Source organism: Xylophilus ampelinus, from assembly GCF_003217575.1.
GTDB lineage: Bacteria > Pseudomonadota > Gammaproteobacteria > Burkholderiales > Burkholderiaceae_C > Xylophilus > Xylophilus ampelinus.
Map to the genome: position 1 here is coordinate 41,140 of NZ_QJTC01000011.1, position 18,239 is coordinate 59,378.

Annotated in this window: 11 protein-coding genes and 2 pseudogenes; 5 read left to right on the forward strand and 8 right to left on the reverse strand. The window is 63.2% G+C overall.

Features of this window, described 5'->3' with window-relative positions:
- The 8 genes from DFQ15_RS08830 to DFQ15_RS08865 form a co-directional block, all read right to left on the reverse strand.
- The gene (locus tag DFQ15_RS08830) at nucleotides 1–2,163 is read right to left on the reverse strand and encodes a TonB-dependent siderophore receptor (protein ID WP_146228703.1); all 2,163 of its coding nucleotides are present in this window, start codon (nucleotides 2,161–2,163) and stop codon (nucleotides 1–3) included.
- Between the two features lie 35 nt (nucleotides 2,164–2,198).
- Nucleotides 2,199–3,545, reverse strand: a complete 1,347-nt coding sequence (locus tag DFQ15_RS08835; RefSeq protein WP_158529040.1) for an NCS2 family permease — start codon at nucleotides 3,543–3,545, stop codon at nucleotides 2,199–2,201.
- Nucleotides 3,542–4,210 carry a phosphoribosylanthranilate isomerase gene (locus tag DFQ15_RS08840; RefSeq protein WP_110465638.1) on the reverse strand — a complete coding sequence of 223 codons (669 nt, stop codon included), beginning with the start codon at nucleotides 4,208–4,210 and terminating at the stop codon, nucleotides 3,542–3,544. The genes DFQ15_RS08835 and DFQ15_RS08840 overlap by 4 nt, the downstream gene beginning before the upstream one ends.
- Before the next feature lie 20 nt (nucleotides 4,211–4,230).
- A complete protein-coding gene (locus DFQ15_RS08845; protein ID WP_110465639.1) occupies nucleotides 4,231–5,172 on the reverse strand; it encodes a carbohydrate kinase family protein in 942 nt (313 codons plus the stop codon).
- A gap of 15 nt (nucleotides 5,173–5,187) precedes the next feature.
- The gene (locus DFQ15_RS08850; RefSeq protein ID WP_110465640.1) at nucleotides 5,188–5,589 is read right to left on the reverse strand and encodes an ExbD/TolR family protein; all 402 of its coding nucleotides are present in this window, start codon (nucleotides 5,587–5,589) and stop codon (nucleotides 5,188–5,190) included.
- A gap of 1 nt (nucleotide 5,590) precedes the next feature.
- Nucleotides 5,591–6,295 (reverse strand): MotA/TolQ/ExbB proton channel family protein, encoded by a 705-nt coding sequence (locus tag DFQ15_RS08855; protein WP_110465641.1) that lies wholly within the window; start codon nucleotides 6,293–6,295, stop codon nucleotides 5,591–5,593.
- Nucleotides 6,296–6,337: 42 nt separating this feature from the next.
- On the reverse strand, nucleotides 6,338–6,634 hold the full coding sequence (locus DFQ15_RS17555; protein ID WP_199399845.1) for an energy transducer TonB: 297 nt from the start codon (nucleotides 6,632–6,634) through the stop codon (nucleotides 6,338–6,340).
- An 821-nt stretch (nucleotides 6,635–7,455) separates the two neighbouring features.
- Complete coding sequence (locus DFQ15_RS08865) at nucleotides 7,456–8,151, reverse strand: GntR family transcriptional regulator (protein WP_158529041.1); 696 nt, start codon at nucleotides 8,149–8,151, stop codon at nucleotides 7,456–7,458.
- A gap of 339 nt (nucleotides 8,152–8,490) precedes the next feature.
- Here DFQ15_RS08865 and DFQ15_RS08870 point away from each other — a divergent pair, with 339 nt between their 5' ends.
- The 5 genes and pseudogenes from DFQ15_RS08870 to DFQ15_RS08890 all read left to right on the forward strand — a co-directional run bounded on the left by DFQ15_RS08870 (nucleotide 8,491) and on the right by DFQ15_RS08890 (nucleotide 18,235).
- Nucleotides 8,491–8,745: a hypothetical protein gene (locus DFQ15_RS08870; protein ID WP_110465644.1), complete on the forward strand. Its 255-nt coding sequence runs from the start codon at nucleotides 8,491–8,493 to the stop codon at nucleotides 8,743–8,745.
- A 372-nt stretch (nucleotides 8,746–9,117) separates the two neighbouring features.
- Complete coding sequence (locus tag DFQ15_RS08880; RefSeq protein ID WP_233504358.1) at nucleotides 9,118–10,224, forward strand: extracellular catalytic domain type 1 short-chain-length polyhydroxyalkanoate depolymerase; 1,107 nt, start codon at nucleotides 9,118–9,120, stop codon at nucleotides 10,222–10,224.
- Nucleotides 10,225–10,721: 497 nt separating this feature from the next.
- Nucleotides 10,722–11,075, forward strand: a pseudogene (locus DFQ15_RS17795) (PAS domain S-box protein); the annotation flags it as partial.
- 15 nt (nucleotides 11,076–11,090) lie between these two features.
- Nucleotides 11,091–13,138, forward strand: a pseudogene (locus DFQ15_RS08885) (ATP-binding protein).
- Between the two features lie 426 nt (nucleotides 13,139–13,564).
- Complete coding sequence (locus DFQ15_RS08890) at nucleotides 13,565–18,235, forward strand: RHS repeat-associated core domain-containing protein (RefSeq protein WP_110465645.1); 4,671 nt, start codon at nucleotides 13,565–13,567, stop codon at nucleotides 18,233–18,235.
- The last annotated feature ends 4 nt before the right edge of the window (nucleotides 18,236–18,239 follow it).

Here is an 18,239-nt window from a genome sequence, read left to right on the forward strand (position 1 = left end):
TTAGAACATTTCTACCGTCATGTTCAGAACAAAAGTGCGGGGCGCGCCCTGCAACAGATTGGGTGTCGCAGCGCTGTAGGTCACCCAATAATTCTTGTTAGCGACGTTGTTCACCACTGCATTGAAGATCGTTTTCTTTCCGAACAAGGTCGTCTGGTACTGTGCGCCGATATCGAGCAGTGAATATCCGCCGACGGTGCGGGTATTAGATGCATCGTACTGGTAATCAGAATAACGCCTGACACCTCCGCTGAAAGACCATCCCTGCAAGTCGACAGGTGCGTAACGCAAGCGGGCAGCCACTTGCAGATCGGAAATGCCAGGTACCCTGTTGCCATTGAGGGCAGGGTTCGATCGGTATTTCGCATCCAACAACATTGCATTACCCGATAACGTCAGTTGCCGGGCCAAACCGACCTCCGAACCCAGTTCCAAACCCCTATATCGAATATTTCCGCTCTGTACGAAATTATTCCGAGCATCCGTATATTCTGCGCCACGTTCTATCTGGAAAAGAGCCGCAGTCCCGTTCCAATGTTCGCCTTCGGTCTTCACCCCGAGCTCGATCTGCTTGCTGGTCAGTGGCCCGAATGCCGCGCCGTTGTTGGCATTGGTAATTGCAGCTACCCCTCCCTTTTCCAGCGACTCCACATAACTGGTATAGAAAGTGGTGCTGGCAGTCGGCCGGTACATCACGGCGTATGCCGGCGTGATCGGACTGGCTCCGTAGTCGCTGATCTTGACACCAGTCGTGCGGTTGAAATTATCCTGGCTGAAGTTGGTTTTCCGCCATCCCGCAATCACCGACCATTGGTCGTTGAAGTCTACGGTGTCTGCGATGAATGCAGAGTTCTCCTGGATCTCAAGAGACCTCGTCGTCGTATGACCGTCGTGGTTGATGCGGGTGCCTGGCAAAACCACGGGGTTAAAGATATTGCTGCCGGTCAGGGTGGCAGTCGCCGGAGCGGAATCACGATACTGGATGACATTCGTCCCCGACAGGCCAAATGCTACGTTGTGGTAAAGCGGGCCTGTCTGAAAGTTACCTTCCATCGTCGCCTGAACCTGCCTGGACACGAAATTTTCCAGCTGAGCCGATTGCGAAATGGTGTAGTCACCGGCATTGTTCAGCAGGTTGAGGCTGCCTTCGCGCCAGTTGGTGGCCTGTTTGCCATAACGGTAACTGATCTTGGCGGCCCAGTCCGGGTTGATTTTCCATTTCAGGCCGGTGGTCGCCAGGGTGGTTTCCGTGCGGAAGTAAGCACCATCTTCGGCCAGTCCCCGGGAGCCGTCGATGGGCGCAGGTATCGCGATCCCGTTGGCGGGGAATATACCGAAGTAGATACCTTTGGCATTCCGGGTCGACTGCAGTGCATCGAACTCCACAACGATGTCCTTGGTCAGCCTGGCATCAAGAGCAACCGAGAGCGAATCGCGTTTTAAGCTGCCACGATCTACAAAGGTATCACCCGATTCATGCACTCCATTGATCCGATACCCAAAACGATGATCTTCGCCAAAACGACCGCCGATATCGACATGTTCGACTGCAACGTTTTTAGATTTGTACTGGATTGCCGCATTTAATAAGGGTTTTTCGACGGGGCGCTTCAACTGGTAATTGACAAGCCCTCCGGGAGATCCGAATCCATACATGAAACCGGATAGCCCTTTGAATACCTGCACCTGCTCGACCATTTCCAACGGAAGCTCGGCACGATTCACGTAGGATAAACCGTCCACCTTATAGCCGTTCACTGTGTCGAGCAGCAGTCCCCGCACGTTGACAAAGGAAACCACACCAGCTGTGGCGCCCGCGGCCTGCCGGACCGAGCTATCGGTGGCCACTGCTTCGTCGATACTGGTGGGTTGGCGTTCTTTCATATCCTGAGCACTGATGGTCTTCGATGAAAACGGCGTATCGATTTCCGCCTTGTTGCCCAGCGCACCCGCCTGCACCGTGGTCTTGCGCAGCGACCTTACCGGTGCGGGTGATGTGTCGTTTCCATCGGTTTGACGCGATCCGGTGACTTGAATTTCCGGGAGAACATCGGTATCCGCCGCGTGAACGGCTGAAACGCCAGAAAATATTTCCAGCATTCCAATGCCAATCGTGCCGAGGGCAAAGAATTTCGATTTCGGCGTGTGATGTTGATAATTCATGTTGTATTTCCTCAGTTGAGTGACGCAAACCACCGCTACAAAGTGTCCTTGACCCACAGGTAGAAAGCGAATACCGCGTCCAGACCTAATAGAATCAAGCTGATCTCCTTCCAGCGCCCTCGAACTACCGCGACCAGCGTGTATACGAAGCAGCCGGCGGCCATCCCGGCCATCAGGTCTGCGGTCGCCAGCGTTACGACCAGCATGAGCAGCGGGGTCATGCTGTTTTCCGGTATGGAAAAATCGATGTCCCGTATGCCTTCCAACATCAGCACGCCCACGGCGACCAATGCGGCGGCGCTGGCTTGCGACGGGATACAGCGAATCAACGGCCAAAAGAAAATCGAGACTGCGAAGAGAGCGGCCACACACAGTGCGGTCAGGCCTGTGCGGCCCCCGGCTTCTACCCCTGCGACCGATTCGGCATAAGCGGTGACAGTGGTGGTTCCCGCTGCGGCACCGATCACGGTGCCCAGCGCATCGCTGGAAAATGCCGCTCGGGCATTGGGAATATCCTGGCCCGGCAACTGCAGACCGGCGCGCCGGGTAACAGCGAACAGGGTCGCGGTACCGGAGAAAAATTCCGAGATCAGAAAATACAGACTTATCGGAAGCAGCAGCGCGAAATGCGTGAAATATCCGCGCAGGTCGAATGCGAACAGCATGCCGGGATTGAAAGGTGGCAGTGCCAAAAAGGCGACCGGCATTCGCGTCAGCGGCACGCCATCGCGGCCGACGACGAATAAGCCTGCCACACTCACCAACAGCATGCTGGCCAGCAGGGCCCAGGCGGCCCGCCGGGCCATCAGCATGAGGGTCAGCAGAAGGCCGACCACCGCCAGCAAAGTCGCAGGCTCGTCAAGCCGGCCCAACGTAATGCCGCCGCCGGGCAGGAAGGCGATCAGGCCTGCAGAGCGCAAGCCCAGCCAGGAGATAAAACAGCCGATGGAAATCTGGATGCCGAGTTTGATCGGATCCGGGAATCCTTCGATGATTTTCTGGCGCCAGCGGGTCATGGCGATGACGAAAAACAGCAGCCCGTTGATCAGCACCATGGTCAGCCCGATCTGCCACGACACTCCCATCTTGACCACCAGCACCTGAGCGAAGATGGCGTTGCTGCCCATGCCCGGCGCCAGGGCGATGGGCAGGTTGGCCCACCAAGCCATCAGCAAGGTGCCGAGCACCGCGGCAAGCACGGTGCCCCAGAGCAAAGCCGATGGCTCGATGCCCGTGGGGGCCAAGATGGCGGGATTCAGCACCACGATATAGGCCATGGTGACGAACGTGGTCAGACCGGCGATCAGTTCACGCCGAACTGTGGTGCCGTGTGCCTCCAGCTGAAAGGGGCCCCGCCAGAGGTGCCGAAGCCGGGTGTTCATGCCCACAGCCTCTCGCCATGGGCCGGACCGTATACGGTCTCGCAGACTGCGCCGCATTTTTGTAGGTCGAACACGCCCTCAGTACGAATCCCGGATTCCATGTCGATCCAGAACCGCGCGCCCGAGGGTACGTCGAGCGATTCGAGCAGCGAACCCACCGTCGCCGCATTCAGCCCGCCCGAATAACCGCAGAAGGGATTCTTGCGGTTCAGCGCGATCCATCGGGACGGCCGCACGCCGGTGCCGAAAGAAACGTCGTAGAGCCAGTCGACGCCGTCCGCGTCCGGAAACCCCTGCTGGCATTGCAGGGCAGGACGCACGCCACAACTGGCCGCGTAGAGCTTGCAGTGGGCGATCTGTTCCGGGGTGCTGCCCTGGAATCCGTGGTTGATCTGGATACGCGAGAAGCCGCGCAGATCCAGCGACGGGAAACCACCGGCGGCGATGTCGGCGGCCGGCACACCGCAGACATGGGCCGACAGGCGCAGGCCGGAGTGGCGCAGCTGCTCGACGATAGCGTGCGAAGGAAACAGCGGCAGGCCGGTGCGCGCCGGATCGATCAGAACGCCCCATTCGATAGGGTAGAGGGCCGACAGATAACGCATGCCCGGAATGATTTTTTCGCTGTCGATGCCCGTGAAAGTGATGAAGGCGGGCTTGGCCATATGGTGTTGCATGGAGTCTTTTATGGGGATTGAAGAAGCAGGCCGGAAACCTCGTGCGGCTGCGGATAGGCACTGCGCGCACCGATGGAGGACACGGTGAAACTGGCTGCGGCGCAGGCATACGTCAGCGCTTGGTCTAGCCCGGCACCCCGCAGGGCGCAGGCCAGGAACGCGCCGGCGAAGCAGTCGCCGGCACCGGTCGTATCTACAGCGGGCCGGCGAAAGCCGGGATGACTGGCGACCGCCTCGCGGCCCACGCACAAAGCACCCTGATCGCCCAGGGTCACCACGATCAGGCGCGGGCCGAACGCCAGCAGGGCGCGCATGTTGTCCACGTTCGCCGAGATGCCGTTGAGCCGGTGAAAGCTGTCGGCGTTGCAGAACACCAAGTCGGCACCGCGCAGCAACCGGTGGTAGGCGGCCTGGTCGGCGACCATGGCAGGCTCCAGGTCGACGGCCACGTCCGTACCCGCCCCACGCGCGATGTCGCTGTAAGCGAGAAACCGCGTCAGTTCGTACGGTGCGCTGAAGAACACGCCGGATTGCCCGATGAGCCCTGCCAGCCGTTCGCCCAGGACAGGCGCAGGAGAGAGCGGGCTGTAGATCAACGATTTCTCGCCATCGACTGCGATGAACACCATGGCGCTGGCGCTGGCGGTTCCCGGCAGGCGCATCACATGGGCCGAGTCGATGCCGAACAATTGCAGATCCTCCAGCAGGTGATCCGCATGGCGGTCGTCGCCCACATGGCCGCACAAGGCGACGCGCAGGCCCAGTCGGCTCGCCGCGCAGGCCATGTTGGTCTCGGAGCCGCCGGAAAAGCTGCCCGGCATCCGGCCCAGGCATTTTTCCCCTGTAAGGGGCAAACGGGGCGCGGTGAAGAAGAAATCCATGCAGGGATCGCCCAATACGGTGAGGTCGTAGGGCCGCGAACCGGCTGCGGAGAACAGGTGGGGGACCATCGCCGAGCACCCTTGTCAGCGGGAGGTGAGCACCGCCACACGGGTGATGCCGGCGCGCTCGACCGAGGCCAGCGCCTTGGCGACCGCGCTGTAATCCACGCCGCCGTCGGCCTGCAGGCGCACGCGGGTTTCGGGATCAGACGCCTTCAGCCTTGCGAGCCGGGGTTGGAGTGCATCGAAGCCCACCTCCTCCTTGTCGATGAAGTATCTGCCCTGCTTGTCGACGCTCACCGTGACCGGATCCTTCTGGTCGAGCGGGGCGACCGCCTCGGTCTTCGGCAGCGTGACCTTAATCGCGTTGGTCATCAGGGGCGCGGTGACGATGAAGATCACCAGCAACACCAGCATCACATCGACCAGCGGCGTGACGTTCATCTCGCTCAGCGCTTCTTCGCTGTCCTGGGACGAAATCGCCATGTCAGCCCACCTTCCTGAGGGCCCGGGTGTCCTGCGCGATGGACTGGCGGGTGACGGAGAAGCCGCAGCTCTGGGCCAGGCTGTAGAAATCGTGCGCAAAGTCTTCCATGAAATACACGGACAGCTTGAGCCGGCGCAGGAAGTAGTTGTAGACCAGCACTGCGGGTACCGCGACAGCGATGCCGACACCTGTCGCCTGCAGTGCATGGCCGACCGGGCCAGCGACTGTTTCCATGCTGGCCGCGCCTGCAAGTCCGATCGACTGCAACGCTTCCATGATTCCCCACACGGTACCGAACAGGCCGACGAATGGGGCCGTGCTGCCGATGCTGGCCAGCACGGTCAGTCCGGTCTCCAGGCTGCGGCGCTCCCTCTGTATCTGGTGGCGCAGGTGCCGCTCCAGGCGTTCACCCTGGTTGATGCTGTAGGCCAATTGCTGGGCCGTGCGCGGCGAGGGATCGACGGTCATGGCACTCACAGCGCTTTGTGTCACCCGCGCCAGGGCTCCGGGATATTGGGAGGCATGCTCGGTCGCAGAAAGAAAATCCTGCGAGTTCCAGAAGGCTTTCTGGAATCTTTGGCTCTCGCGCTTTTGTTGGCGGAAGTGCACGATCTTGATGAGCAGCAGCGCCCAGGTGACAACGGAGAACAGTACCAGCAGCCACATGACGCCGGGCACGATCAGATGAGAGAGAGATACGGACATGGAGGATTCCTGGAAGGTTGGTGAGGTAGGAATGCGGAGCACTCACTGCGGGAGCTTGAAATCGATCACTTGGGTGGCCTGGCCCGGCACCGGGGTGTCGCCACGCCGGGCCGGCACGAACTTCCATTGCCGGACAGCCTGCACGGCAGCCTCGTCCAGCACCGGCTGGCCGCTCGATCGGCTGACCTGTACGGAATCGGCCCGGCCTTCCGCGCTTACCTGGATCAGCAGCACCACCTTGCCCTCCCACATCTTGCGCAGCGCCAATGCCGGGTAGGCGGGCGACGGGTTGCCAAGGAGGGCGATGCCGGAGATAGCCGCGGTTTCTTTAGGCGCCACCGGTACGGCGGCGGGTGCCGGGGAAGGCTGCGCCGGCGGCTTTTCTGGAGGCGGAGCTTCTTGCGGAGCGGACTGCGGTGGCGGAGCAGGCTGCGGTGATGGAGTGGATGGCGGCGGCGGCGGCGCAGGCGCTTGGGTGGGCCGGGCTTGCGAACGGCGAGGAAGCCTCGCCGGCGGCGGCTTCACCGCCAGATCGTCGGTGGGCAGCGGTGCCGGCGCAACAGGGGCCGCCACCGGCGTCGGTGCAACAGGGGGCGGCGGTGGCGGGGCGGCGAATTCGATGGCGATCTCATGCGGCCGCGGCGGCTGTACGCGTTCACGCCGCTGATTCAACGACCATGCGAATGCGCCATGGATCGCCAGTGCGATCAACACCAACACCAGCTGGGTGCGCGGTGCCAGGCCCGGAGGTTCGGCGCGAAAAGGCGGAAAGGACATCCATACGGTCGAAGTCGCTCCGGGCGGAGTCTCGTGCGGCGCGATCGCGGTGCTGGTGGCGGTATAGGTCATCGGCTTGTGTACTGAAGCGCTATCGACGGATCTCTGGCTCATCGAAGGTGGACGCGGGAGTCCATGCAAGTCGCATGCCACATGGTACGTACCAATTGACGGGGCTGCGGCGGCTTTTGTACGCTGCCGCGGTCCGAATGCACGGAGAACGGGTCGTTCCTGCACATTATTGGTACGCACCAATTTAAGTTTTATGACAGAGTGGGCGGCGGATGGTCGGGACCGGGGCGAAGCCCGACGCATCGTTGCCCCCAGCCGCGTGCGAGCCCCCGAATCAAGCGCCTACAAAACGCGGCAGAAGGCGCGGGGCTTCAGGAGCCCCAGTCGGTCACTTTGTTGTTGTACCGATAGGAGGGGCCGTAGCGCATATCGCAGAACTCGATCGGCACGCGCCGATCCGAGAGTGTGATGCGCTCGCACAACAGGAGCGGAGATCCTTCGGCGAGACCGAGAAGCTCCAGTTCCTCGGGCGAGCCCAAGGTCGCGCCCAGGCTCTCGATGGCCATCGACGGACGCAAATCGCGGTCTTCTACCAGCAGACGGTAGAGCGAGCCTTTGCGCATCAATTGGGCGGCGGTGAAGCCGAGCCCCTTCGGCAAAGCCAGCCAGGAAGACTGGATGCCCACCGGATCGCCATTGATGAAGCGCAGTCTCCGAAGATAGAGCAGTTCCGTTTCCATTGGCACTTGCATCACACGCGAGACGGCGAGCCCTGCCCCCACCCGCTCCAGCTTGAGGATCTTTTGGCCCGGCGTTCCGCCGTGTTTGAGGGTGTCGAGGGTGAAGCTGCCAATGGCCTTCGACATTTCCCGCACCGATGCCGAAGTGACGAAGGTACCCCGCCCCTGGTCGCTGTAGATGAGCCCTTGCTCGGTCAGTAGCCGAATGGCTTTTCGCAACGTGTCGCGGCTCACGTCGAGGCGCTGCGCCAACTCCCGCTCGGGAGGCAACGGTTCCTTGTCGCTGAAGCCGCCGGACTCGATCTGCGCGCGCAATGCATCCGTCACCTGCCTGTACCTCGGAACACCAGGTTCGGTTGCGGCGACGGCTTTGGTTCTTGGCAAAGGCTAGGTCCGGGAAATGCGGTGCGGCCGAGGAGTCTACCCGACCGTGCGCAGTTGGTACGTACCTATTCGGTCAATCCATCGAGATGGCGGCTGTGCCCCCCCGGGGGCTCGCATATTTGCAGTTGGATGATCGCTTTTTATCCTTGCGTGATTCCCGCAGCGACTGGGCTCTCGACGACATGCGCATGCATGCTGCCTGCGGCTCCGAGGCCGCCTTTCCTACAGCGTGGCGTACGCGCCGTGCCCTACGGTCGTTGCTCGCAACCCCAGGAGAATCCGATGAGCAAAGTCACCCCCACCGGCGCGGGCACCCGGCCCAGCACCGACGGCACCGTCGACAACATGGGCGCGGGCGAGGCCTTCATCCCCGGCAGTTCCGATTCCAGCCCCGCGCCGACGGAGGCGATGTCGGGCAAGCGACAGGATGCGCAGTCCGTCGAAAAGGACGATTCGGCACCGTTCGCCCTGACCGAGGACGTCGATGCGGTGAAGCCCGAGCACCGGTACGAGCGGCCCTCCGACCGAGACCGCTGACACCGACGGTCGGCTTGCGGAGCGGCCATGGACGCCACGCTGCGGCGCGGTCGTCTTCTCGGCCTGCGGCACGGCAACGGCGAGGATGAGACCCATGGGAGGTGCATGCATGGGCCACGTCTGGTTGGGCGGCAGTGCCGTGGCAGCTATGGGCGCTGGCGACGATCGACTCGCTCGCGGTGTTGGGTGCGCTGCACGCCAGTCCGACCGTCAAGGCGGCCCTGGCCGACAGCATCGTGCGGTAGCACGATACCCGACGGCGGCCGCATCGTGCGGTAGCGCCTCCCGACATGCGCACAGCGCCGCCTCCACGGCACCGCGCACACCTGTGCCGCCTCCACGACCACCCTTCCCCTCTTGCGAAAGCCCCCGATGACCCACGACCTCCCCACCTGGATGCAGGACGCCGCTCGGCTCACCCGCGCCGGCAAGCTGCAGGAGGTGACCCAGGCGCTGCAGCGCTCGCTGGGCCTGCCGGATGGCGCGGCGCTCCGGGCCTGGCCCGGCATGCCGGCGGACGGTGGCCCTGCGGTGCCGACGCCGGCACCGCCCTCAGCCGCCGCCGACATCCTCGACGGCTACGTGACCGAGCTGCCGCGCGACCCGGCCCCGGCCGCCTCGCCCCGACCGGCCGCCGGCGGCGTCTCCACCGGGCGCTTCGCCCATGGCGGCCGCACGCTGGACTACCGGCTGTTCCTGCCCACCGGCGCGGCCGACGCGCCGCGCCCGCTGGTGCTGATGCTGCACGGCTGCACCCAGAACCCCGAGGATTTCGCGGCCGGCACCGGCATGGACGCGCTGGCCCAGGCCCACGGCTGCGCGGTGCTCTACCCTGCGCAGGACGCGCCGGCCAACCCGCAGCGCTGCTGGAACTGGTTCAAGCACAACCACCAGCAACGCGGCCGCGGCGAGCCGGACCTGCTGGCCGCGCTGGCCCGGTCGGTAGTGCAGAAGCACGGGCTGGACCCGCGCCGGGTCTACGTCGCCGGTCTCTCGGCCGGGGGCGCGATGGCGGCGATCCTGGCGCAGGCCTATCCCGACGTGTTCGCCGCGGCCGGCGTGCATTCGGGGCTGGCCCAGGGCACGGCGCGCGACGCGATGTCGGCACTGCAGGCGATGCGCACCGGCACCGGGCCGGCCGCGGCACCGGCAGGCGCTGGCGTGCCCACCATCGTCTTCCACGGCGATGCCGACGCCACGGTGCATCCCGACCACGGCGCGCACGTCATGGCGGCGGCGCAGCCTGCCGGCAGCGCGGCGCCGACGGTAGAGACCGGCCGCTCGCCCGGTGGCCGTCGCTGGACCCGCACCCGCTACCCGGGTGCCGAAGGCGGCAGCCGGGCCGAATACTGGCAGATCCACGGTGCCGGCCATGCGTGGGCCGGCGGGCGGTCCGCCGGGACCTACACTGACCCGGCGGGGCCGGATGCCAGCGCGGAGATGCTGCGGTTCTTTCTGGCGCACCGGCTGGCGGCGTAGTGCCTGCGGGCGACGACCCATGCACCGAGACGGCGGACATCGACACCTGTTTTCGAAGGAAAAGTGGCTGTAGCCTTTGTACAGCAACGACCACCAGCTATATTTTTAATAGCGCACGATGTAGGCTTCAGAAAGATGAATGGCTGCAGCCGGCGCGGATCGCCGACCGCCAGCTATGGTTTTAATAGCAAACGCTGATGCCGCCCGCCAAGCACAGCCGCCGCCTCCGGACGCGGCCAGGACCGAATGTCCCCCGCCGCACAGGACCTCTCTGCACCTGCCCGCGGACGAACTGCGCCGGCACGATAATCGGTATGCGCACTAGAGCGAGTTATGCACTGTGACGTACCCGCGAAAGTGGGTCTCGCAGGCGGGATCTATGCGGGTACGTCGAAGTACATACCGCGCTCCAGGCATGCGGTGACCCGTGCCGGCCATGCGGACACGGGCGCGGCAGGCTGGGATTCCTTTCTTTTCCGACCAGCGATTTCCGGCCCATGACCGCACGCCCTCCCCTCCAAGATGTCATCGACAGCGCCATCGACTTCGCCGTCATCGTCACCGACCTGAATGGCACCGTTACAGACTGGAACGCCGGCGCCGAGCGGATCCTGGGCTGGCGGCGCGAGGGGATCGTGGGCACCTCGATCGAGCGCATCTTCACCGTAGAAGACAGGGCCATCGGCCGGGCGCAGGAGGAGATGCGCGTCGCCGTGTCGGAAGGCCGCGCCAACGACGAACGCTGGCACCTGCGGGAAGACGGCGCCCGGTTCTGGGCCTCGGGCGAGATGATGCCGTTGCGCCAGGAAGACGGCACCCACCAGGGTTACGTCAAGGTGGTGCGCGACCGGACGCGGCAGCACGATGTGGACGAGCGCCTGCGTGACACCCAGGACCGCTTCAAGACGCTGCTGGAGACGGTAGAGACCGCTTTCGCGATCGTCGAGGTGAAGTTCGACGCCGACGACCGCCCGATCGACTACCGCTTTCTCGAGGCCAACCCGGCCTTCGAGCGGCAGGCCGGCGTCAACCTGCGCGGCAAGTGGGTGACCGAGTTCGCGCCCGACCTGGAGCGCTTCTGGTTCGACACCTACGGCCACGTCGCCCGGACCGGCGAGCCGGCCAGCTTCGAGAACTACGCCAAGGCGTTCGGCCGCTGGTTCGAGGTGCGGGCGATCCGTGTCGGCGATCCGCAACTTCGGCAGATCGCCATCTTCTTCAACGACGTCACCGACCGCCGGCTGGCGGAGGACCGGCTGCGCGCCAGCGAGGCGATCGCGCGCGAGAACGTCGAGCGGGTGCAGCTGGCGCTCGCGGCCGGCGCCATCATCGGCACCTGGCACTGGGACCTGCCGACCGACCGGTTCACCGTGGACGAGGCGTTCGCCATCGCGTTCGGGCTCGACCCGGCGCTGGGCCGCGAGGGCCTGAGCCTCGCGCAGGTGGTCGCCACGGTGCATCCGGACGACCGCGACGGCCTGGCCCGGGCGATCGGCGAGGCCGTCCAGCGCGGCGGCGCCTACGCGCACCAGTACCGGGTGCTGCGCGCCGACCGCAAGTACTACTGGATCGAGGCAAGCGGCCGGGTCGATCATGGCGCCGACGGCACGCCCACCAGCTTTCCCGGCGTGCTGATCGACGTAGAGGAGCGGCGTACGGTCGAAGCAGAGCGCGACCGCAACGCCGCCGAGCTGCGCGCCCTGAACGAGACGCTGGAGCAACGCGTGGCCGAACGGACGGCCGAGCTGATGCGGGCCGAGGAGCAGCTGCGCCAGTCCCAGAAGATGGAGGCCGTGGGCCAGTTGACCGGCGGCCTGGCGCACGACTTCAACAACCTGCTGGCCGGCATTTCCGGCGCGCTGGAGCTGATGAACGCCAAGATGCAGCAGGGTCGCTTCGGCGACCTGGAGCGCTACGTCTCGGTCGCCCAGGGGGCCACCAAGCGCGCGGCCGCGCTCACCCACCGGCTGCTTGCGTTCTCGCGCCGACAGACGCTGCTGCCCAAGCCCACCGACGTCAACCGGCTGGTCGGCGGCATGGAGGAGCTGATCCGCCGCACCATCGGCCCGGCGGTCGCGCTGGAAGTGGTGGGCGCCGCCGGCCTGTGGCCCGCGCTGGCGACCCCGGCCAGCTGGAGAACGCGCTGCTCAACCTGTGTATCAACGCGCGCGACGCGATGCCCGACGGCGGCCGCATCACCATCGAGACCGCCAACAGGTGGATGGACCGGCCCGCCGCGGCGAAGTACCGCATCCAGGAAGGCCAGTACCTCTCGCTCTGCGTGACGGATACCGGCACCGGCATGTCGCCCGAGGTGATCGCCCGGGTGTTCGAGCCCTTCTTCACCACCAAGCCGATCGGCGAGGGCACCGGCCTCGGCCTGTCGATGATCCACGGCTTCGCCCAGCAGTCGGGCGGCCAGGTGCGCATCTACTCGGAAGTCGGTCAGGGCACGACGGTCTGCATCTACCTGCCGCGCCACTACGGCGAGGCCGACGGCGACGACGCGATGCCCCGCCTCCCGGACATCGCCCGTGCCGAGCAGAGCGCCACCGTGCTGGTGGTGGACGACGAACCCTCCGTCCGCATGCTGGTGGCCGAGGTGCTGGAGGAGCTGGGCTACACCGCGCTCGAAGCCGCCGACAGCCTCGCGGGCCTGAAGCTCCTGCAGTCGGACGCCCGCATCGACCTGCTGATCACCGATGTCGGCCTGCCCGGCGGGATGAACGGCCGTCAGATGGCCGACGCCGGCCGCGAACGCCGGCCTGCCCTGAAGGTGATGTTCATCACCGGCTACGCCGAGAACAGCGTCGTCGGCAACGGGCACTTGGCCCCGGGCATGAAAGTGCTGACCAAGCCGTTTCCGCTGGAGGCGCTGGCTACGGGGATCCGGGAGCTGATCGGCGTGAAGTGAGGGGGCACGGTCGGCGCCACGCCTTCACGCGGGCGCGGCAGCGGCCAGGGGCCAGGGGCCAGGGGCCAGGGGCCAGGGGCAGGGTCGCATGACACGCCCTAAAGATAGAGGCCCAATGATGCGATCGGAAGAAGTACGAGCTGATGCCTCGCAGGCGCAGGTCTGTTTGCGGCGCAAAACGGAAATTGTATTGTCGCTGCCAAAAATTCGATATACCATCCATTCAGCCAGTATCTACGTCATCCGCTCGAACAACCTTTTCCAAGGCTCGCTGTTCGAATTCCACTGCGGCGTCGGAGGCCCAGACACCGTCGCCGCGCCCGTCGACTCATACTGAATTTCCGCTTTGGAAGAATTCCAGTCTCCACCAGATTGACTGGTTGGCGCTGAGTGTCCGGAAACAGACCGCAATCAACTGAGAAAAAAATGACTTACTCTTTTGATGGTTCGCAAGCACTCAACCGCATTTCTAGCGCAATTGAAGATGTGATTCCGAATTCAGGATCGTTGCTGCTCAACATCCCGATCGCCGATCTCGTAGGAGTCACCGAAGACATCGGGTTGAAGATCAATCTATCCTATTCGCTTGGCGGCGGTGGCACGCTGGGTTTGCCCACCAACTGGAGCTTCGGCATACCGTCGATCGCGTCTGGCAGCGCGATAGGAATCAAGGGCTCGCGCTACATCGTCGATCCTTTCTGGACGGATGCGACGGGCTATGCATCGGGGCTCAAGTACGTGAACAATCACGGCGTCAAGTTCGTGGATAACATCGTGAGCCAGCCGCTGCCCCATGGCCAGTACGGCGTAGAGTACCAATTCACCTACTCAGACACCGACGGCTCTGTTTGCTACTTCGACAGCACCGGCGCGCTGCTGATGAAGGCAAACCGGTACGGCAGCTACGTCTACTACGCGTACACGCCCGAGCCGCAAGGCAATCTGCTCGCTTATATCATCGACAGCTTCGGGCAGAAAACTACGTTCACCTACGAACTGGGCCAGATCGTCGTTACCTTGCCGAACGGACTGCCGGTCACAATCAACACGGATGCCGGTCATGTCTACAGCGTGGTCGATCTGATTGGTGACGCGACGATATTCAACTACACGACGCAGAACGACTTCAGTGTCATCAGTACCGTCACCTATCCCTCCGGGAAGACGACCAATGTGGTCTACACCACTATTGGATTCCTGGATCAATCGGGAAATTCGTATGCCATCCCGGCCGTGTCGGACCTGTATTTGCTGGATCCGAAAAACGCCTTGCTGGCGCATTATCAATACACCTACGGCACACAATCCGGCGGAAATACGTTCACGGGGTTCACGGGTGGCTATTCACTGTCCAGCAGTTCGGACGGCCTGCTGGACAGCAATAACACGGCCTATGTCTACGATGTGGAAGTGCGCACCCTCGATCAAGCCGGCACCATCCGTTCGCTGACGAACATCTTCTACAGTTTCGCGCATGTGCCGATCATGCAGAACACGTACGTTATCGACGACGAAGGCGTGCAGCTTGGCTACCAGCAGACGAATTCGCTCTACAACATTGCAGCGGACGCTTACAACCAGCAGCCCAACTACCTGAGTCCGAAGCAGACGCAACAGCTGTTCTTCGCTCTGCACAGCACGCTCGGCGTGCCGCAAACACAAATAACCTATGAGTACGACGACTTCGGCAATACGACATCGAAGCAGACCAGTGCGTGGAGCGACTCATCTCAAGCGTATGTCATGAACCTGGTCGAGACGGCGTCTTATTTCACACAAGACTCTCCGATCACCACGCTGGTGGACTCGGCCACCAAGACGGACGCCACCAACCAAGGTATACGGACGGTGAACACGCTCACGCTGGACAGCAAGTCCATCGCAACCTCCACCGTCAACTACAGCCACGACGGCGGGACCACGTGGAATGGCTGGAAGACGCGCAGCCAAAGCTACGACTCGAGTGGGCGCGAGGTCTCCGTAACCATCAAGTGGGCCGCTGCCGACGTGCCAGGCGTGCAGCAAACCTCGAGCGCCTTCGTGTATGCCTACGACGCTGCGAACTTCACCGTCGGGACGACGATTACCGATGCGCTGGGATTTGCCAGCCTGCATGCGATCAGCACCCTGTACGGGCAGAAGGTGCTCGAGATTACATCTTCCGGCTCGACCACCACATACGCCTACGACCAGTTGGGTCGGCTCGTCACCAAGACCTCGCCTTCGGGGCGGCAGACAACGCATGCTTACAAAACCTTCGTTTCTGACGGCGAGAACAGCGCGATAGTGATTGACCCGCTGGGCTACCAGATCAAGACCGTTACCGATCCTCTGGGACGAACGATCGCCACCTACGACAACGTGAATCCAAACGATTCCACGCCGCTGAGGTTACTGACGCAGAAGCAATACGATGTACTGGGAAACGTCGTCACCCACATCGACAAGTTTGGCAATGCGACCACAAGCGCTTTCAACTCGCTGGGCAAGCCGACGCGATCAGTCGACCCGCTGAGCAACAAGACCACGCTCGCCTACGACTTCGCATCCAATTCGACGATTACCAGCATCAACGGGATCGCGCAAACGAAGGTCGTCACGGACAGTTTCGGCCGTGCGGTCATGGAAGAGCGATATCCAAATACGATGAGTTCGGACAAGACGGCCCAATACACCATGAGTCGGGCTTCGGGATACGACGGCTTCAATAACCTGACCTGGAAGACGACCAGCCAAGTGACAGCAGGCGTGGCGACCGTGCTGCACACGAAGAGTTACGCCTACGACCCCGAGTCACAGCGCATCAGCGCGAACTTCAGCGCGCCCAACGGCACGACCCGACTGAAACAGTCGGTCTACGATCTAAACCGGAAAAAGGTTAGCCAAACGAAGACCGTCACCTATCCGGACGGTCGTGTCTATACAGTAACGGGTGACTCTCGGCAATTCGATGCTCTAGGTCAGATGACTCTACTGACCAACAATGCGGGACAGTCAGAGTCGTTCCGCTACGACTGCGACCAGCATCTGGTCAGCAAGACGCTATTTGACGGGAGTGTCATCGAGTACACCTACAAGGCCGACGGCTACAAGGCCAGCGAATCTTGGTTGGAAAATGGTGTCGCCAAGACAACCGCTTATACCTACGATGCCGCCGGCCGCCTGCTGGAAACCAGCAATGCGAGCGGGTCCGTCGCCAATACCTACTCGATAGACGGCGTGCTCACGTCCATTACGTATCCGGACGGAAAGAAGCTCAGCTATATATTGGACGGGTACAGCCGAGCGATCAGCCAGCAGGATTTCGGCGGTGCAACGACTACTTATACGTACACGCCGCAGAACCAGATCCTGAGCGTGAGCACGGCTAACGACGTGCTCACGCATCTCTATTGCGCCGATCCCGCAGTGAACCTGATGCTGGGCGCGCCCCTGGGCGTAATCCTGGCCGACAACTATACCGAGACCTATCGATACGACGCGCAAGGGCGCAAAAACGGCCTGCAGCGCGTGTCCACCAAGGATGTGACGCTGCTGAGCGAGCTAGGAGTTTTTAACGCGCTGGACAAACTGATCTCCAATGCGTCGTCGTCGCAAATCACCACTGCGACGACCGTCAACCACCAACGGACGATTTCCTACGACGCGTTTGGCCAAGTCACGAGTGACACCCTCACGGGAAATTCCAGCCAGACGATCAGCGCGCAAACTTTCCAATACGACGGCAACGGCAACGTCCTGCAGTCGACCGGTCCGGCGGCAGGGCACTCGACCTCCTACACATACAACAATATCGACCAACTGATCTCGTTCGCCAGCAATTCTGGTCAGCCTAGCACGCAAGAGTTCGACACCAACGGCAGGCTCGTCGTCGATGGTGCGGGTAACCACTATACATACGATGTGCCAGGTCAGCTGCTCGGTGTGGAAGACGCCGTTGGCGCGACGAGCTACACGTACTACCCGAACGAGCTACTGGCCACGCGCACCAGCGAAGCCTCCACGGTAGGCATGTATTACGACAACCTCCAGCAGGCGATTAACACGACGCAAGGGGACGCAATGACGCATTTCCTGATGGTGGGTTCGAAGCGATTCGCCTCCTATTGCGGCGACGCCTCGCCTTTCTACTACGGAACCAACCGCCGCCAAGACACGGTGCTAGGTTGCAGCACGGAGCTCGACGGCGGCGAAACCCTGATCGGCGGAACCTCGTATTCGGCGTATGGGCTCCAGGCAGATAGCTCGGTGGGCATGGACGCCAGCAACAACTTCGGGTGGAACCAGGAATACAAGGATATAGACAACAACCTCGTCTACCTGCGGGCCCGCTTCTACGACCCGGTCACCATGCGCTTCATTTCCCGGGACAGCAAGTCCGTGGACAACCGCTACGCGTATTGCAGCGGAGACCCCGTCAACAATGTCGACCCCTCAGGGCACGATGACGTGGCCGTCGGCGTCGGTGCGGGTGTGGGCGCGGTGGCCGCCGTCGCCTTGACCTATGCCGCCATCACTTACGGACCCGCCATCGTAGCGTTCATCACGGGCGCAACGGCGGTGGCCAGCGCGGCGGTCGGCGGAGGGGCGGTGGCCGCGGGCATCCTCGGCGGCGTGGCTGCTACCGCGGCCGCGGCCGCGATCACGGCTTCCGCACCGGTGCTGGCGGTGGCTGCGGCAGGAACGACGGCGATAGCCACGGTCAGTGCCGTGGCCGCGGGCGGTGGAGCATTGACCGCGTCCGCCATCGGTGCAGTGGTAGGGAGCGGGTTGGGCGCTTATGTAGGGGGAACTATGGGCGCGTTGGCCGGAGGCGCCGTGGGCGGAATGGTCGGGACGGGCGTCACCGTCGCGGCACCGGTCGTCACAGCGGCCGCCAGCACGGCGGTGGGCTACGTCGGTACCGCGCTCGCCTCGGTCGCTGGCGCCGTGGTGGAGACCGCCACCGCGGCGACCGCGACTGCCACCGCGACGGTGTCGGCGGCCACCTCGATGGCAGCCGAAGCTGTGGCGGGCGCGGCCGCGGCCGTGGGGATAGAAAGTGCCGCCGATGCGGCACTGGTGTTGGTGGGGGCTGTTCTGCTCGCTTTGTTGTGAGAGC

Bases quoted from the DNA above. Each gene is read 5' to 3' on its own strand.
- DFQ15_RS08830 (WP_146228703.1), bottom strand. From the start codon at position 2,163: ATGAATTATCAACATCACACGCCGAAATCGAAATTCTTTGCCCTCGGC.
- DFQ15_RS08835 (WP_158529040.1), bottom strand. From the start codon at position 3,545: ATGAACACCCGGCTTCGGCACCTCTGGCGGGGCCCCTTTCAGCTGGAG.
- DFQ15_RS08840 (WP_110465638.1), bottom strand. From the start codon at position 4,210: ATGGCCAAGCCCGCCTTCATCACTTTCACGGGCATCGACAGCGAAAAA.
- DFQ15_RS08845 (WP_110465639.1), bottom strand. From the start codon at position 5,172: ATGGTCCCCCACCTGTTCTCCGCAGCCGGTTCGCGGCCCTACGACCTC.
- DFQ15_RS08850 (WP_110465640.1), bottom strand. From the start codon at position 5,589: ATGGCGATTTCGTCCCAGGACAGCGAAGAAGCGCTGAGCGAGATGAAC.
- DFQ15_RS08855 (WP_110465641.1), bottom strand. From the start codon at position 6,295: ATGTCCGTATCTCTCTCTCATCTGATCGTGCCCGGCGTCATGTGGCTG.
- DFQ15_RS08870 (WP_110465644.1), top strand. From the start codon at position 8,491: ATGAGCAAAGTCACCCCCACCGGCGCGGGCACCCGGCCCAGCACCGAC.
- DFQ15_RS08880 (WP_233504358.1), top strand. From the start codon at position 9,118: ATGACCCACGACCTCCCCACCTGGATGCAGGACGCCGCTCGGCTCACC.
- DFQ15_RS08890 (WP_110465645.1), top strand. From the start codon at position 13,565: ATGACTTACTCTTTTGATGGTTCGCAAGCACTCAACCGCATTTCTAGC.